The sequence below is a fragment of the Candidatus Synechococcus spongiarum SH4 genome, from assembly GCF_000586015.1.
Classification (GTDB): domain Bacteria; phylum Cyanobacteriota; class Cyanobacteriia; order PCC-6307; family Cyanobiaceae; genus Synechococcus_B; species Synechococcus_B spongiarum_F.
In genome coordinates this window covers 1-2,786 of record NZ_JENA01000218.1, presented here as the reverse complement: position 1 = coordinate 2,786, position 2,786 = coordinate 1, and the positions used below count along the sequence as shown (strand labels likewise).

The 2,786-nt window shown below is 62.5% G+C and carries 3 protein-coding genes; all 3 read left to right on the top strand.

The annotated features are described in order from the left end of the window. Positions 1 to 751, top strand: a 751-nt coding sequence (locus tag BG35_RS0108700) for a YqiA/YcfP family alpha/beta fold hydrolase (RefSeq protein ID WP_236619839.1), incomplete at its 5' end; no start/stop codon positions are given. Continuing rightward, entirely contained in the window at positions 739 to 1,803 is a 1,065-nt protein-coding gene (locus BG35_RS0108695) for a pyridoxal phosphate-dependent aminotransferase (RefSeq protein ID WP_025782512.1), read from the top strand. The genes BG35_RS0108700 and BG35_RS0108695, both read left to right, overlap by 13 nt. Positions 1,804 to 2,090: 287 nt before the next feature. Beyond that, positions 2,091 to 2,786 (top strand): dihydroorotate oxidase (locus BG35_RS0108690; protein WP_025782511.1); only part of this gene is annotated, 696 nt, incomplete at its 3' end.

Genomic DNA, 2,786 nt, shown 5'->3' with positions numbered 1-2,786 from the left:
TTGGCCTCCTGGGCATCAGGACCCTGGACCGTATGTGAGCGCTGCCATGGCCAGCCCCAATCCCCGCCTGATTTATCTCCACGGCCTGGCGTCCTCTTCCCGTTCCGCCAAGGTCCGCTTTCTGGCGGGACGGGCCCGGGCGGGCGGCCTGACCCTGCAATGGCCCGACTTGAACACCGGCGGCTTCCGCCGTCTCACCTTCACGCGCATGCTGGATCAGACCCGGGCCCTGATTCGCGCCCAGCCGGGTCCTGTGCTGCTGCTGGGATCAAGCCTGGGGGGTCTGGCGGCCACTTGGTGCGCCCAGGGGGACTGTCGAGTGAAGGGCCTGTTGCTGCTGGCGCCCGCCTTCGAGTTTCTCCAAAACTGGCTCCCCCGGTTGCCCGTTGGGCAACGCGCCTCCTGGGAGCGGGGGGAACCCCTGTGGATCCATCACCATGGAGAAAACAGACCCCTTCCCCTTGACCCCCTGTTCCTTCAAGACATGGCCCGCTTTTCCGGGACCCACACCCTGGTCCGCCCGCTGCCCACCCGCATCGTCCATGGTGAGCAGGACGACGTGATTGACCTGGCCGCCAGCCGTCGCTTTGCGGCCTCCCGCCCATGGGTGCGGCTGGTGGAGGTGGATGCCGATCATCGTTTGGCCGGCGTCAGCGGCGTCAGCGGCGTCAGCGGCGTCATCTGGCGCCAACTGGAAGCCTTGCTGGCGGAAATAACGGCCACAGGGGAGGTGACGCCATGCCGTCGCTGAAAGCTTCCCCCCTGGTGGAGGCGCTCCACACCTACAGCGCCCCCCTGGAAGGCCGTCGCGGCTTGCTGCGGCTGGATTTCAACGAAAATACCATGGGTCCCAGCCCCAGGGTGGTGGAGGCTGTTCGGGCCATGGCGCCGGAGCACTACGGCATGTACCCGGAATACGATGGGCTCAAGCACCGCTATGCCCAGTCGCTGGGCGTGGCCAAGGAGCAGGTGGGCCTGTTCAACGGTGCGGACGGGGCCATTCACGCGGTGTTTCAAGCCTTTGGCGCCGTGGGTGAGACGTTGCTCATGGCCACACCCACGTTTGGCTACTACGCCCCCTGTGCTCGCCAGCAGGGCATGACCATCCGGGCCGTTCCCCATGGTCCGCCCGATTTTCACTACCCCCTGCGGGCCGTTGCCCAGGCCCTGCAGTCCCGGCCGCGGCTGTTGATGGTCTGCAATCCCAACAACCCCACGGGCGCCCGGGTGGACCCCGGCTGGATTCGGGCCATGGCGGCGGAACACCCCCACACCCTGGTGGTGGTGGATGAACTCTATGAGGCATTTACGGGGGATACCGTATTGCCGACGGCGTTGCAGACCCCCAATCTGCTGGTGTTGCGCTCCCTCTCCAAAACCGCCGGGCTGGCGGCATTGCGGTTGGGCTTTGCAGTGGGCAGCCCGGGGATTGTGGAGCGACTGGAGCGGGTGACAGGCCCTTACGACGTCAACGGCTTTGCCGTCACCGCCGCCTTTGCCGCCCTGGCGGACCCTGGCCATGTGGCCGCCTACGTGCGGGAAGTGGCCGCTGCCCGGGACTGGCTCCTCCCCCAACTGGCGGCGGCGGGATTACGCCACCACTGTGACGGCGGCAACTATCTGCTGCTCTGGCCGGATCAGGATCCAGACCGTCTTGTGGCGGCTCTTCGGCAACACGGTGTGTTGGTGCGCCCCATGACCGGCAAACCTCTCCTGGAGGGAAGCGTGAGGGTCAGCATCGGCAGCCGTGGGCAGATGAAGCTTTTCTGGGAGCGTTACCGGCAGTGTACCGGCATGTCATAACTTTGAAGTGTGACATTACGTCCATCCAACCATCAAAATGATGACGGGTTGAGCGAATCGGCAGGGGAGGATTAGGGCGAGACGTTCACCGGGCCACTCCAAGGAGTGGCCTTTTTCTTGGGATCGCCAAGGAAACGCCGGCAAACCCCAAGGCGCTCCCTGAGGCTCCATGGCGCTCTCCATAGAACACGGTTGAGTATCAGAACCAGCTATGGGAAAGTTCGATTTCTAACGAACCCCGGCAAAAGACCCCATACCTTAAGTCCTGTAGTCATTGACCTGCTGCGATGCAGTCCTACGGCAATCCTAACGTCACCTATGACTGGTGGGCAGGGAACTCCGGAGTGGCCAAGCGCTCCGGAACCTTCATTGCTGCCCATGCAGCCCATGCCGGCCTGATCATGTTCTGGGCCGGATCATTCACGTTCTTCGAACTGGCCAAATACGACCCCTCGCTTGCCATGGGTGAGCAAGGTCTGATTCTATTGCCCCACCTGGCCAGTCTTGGTTTTGGTGTTGGCGAGGGCGGCGTCATTGCCGACACACAACCCTACTATGCTACTGCTGCTCTGCACCTGGTCTCCTCGGCAGTTCTGGCAGCAGCCGGTATTTGGCATCAATTCCGTGCTCCGGAAGATCTCAGCCAATCTGAGGGACAGGCCCGCAAGTTTCATTTCTCTTGGGACGATCCCAAGCAACTTGGCCTCATCCTTGGCCATCATCTCATTTTCCTGGGCTTGGGCGCCATTGCCTTCGTGGAATGGGCCCAGCGTTTCGGCATTTACGACCCTGCCCAGCAGGCTGTGCGAACCGTGCAAGCCAACATTGACCTGGGCATGGTCTGGGGCTATCAGACCAATTTCATCAGCATCAGCAGTTTAGAGGATGTTGTCGGCGGTCATGCGGTACTGTCTTTTATCTTGCTGTTTGGCGGCATCTGGCACATTCTTGTCCCCCCCTATGGGTTCTTCCGGAAAGTGCAG

Bases quoted from the DNA above. Each gene is read 5' to 3' on its own strand.
- BG35_RS0108695 (WP_025782512.1), top strand. From the start codon at position 739: ATGCCGTCGCTGAAAGCTTCCCCCCTGGTGGAGGCGCTCCACACCTAC.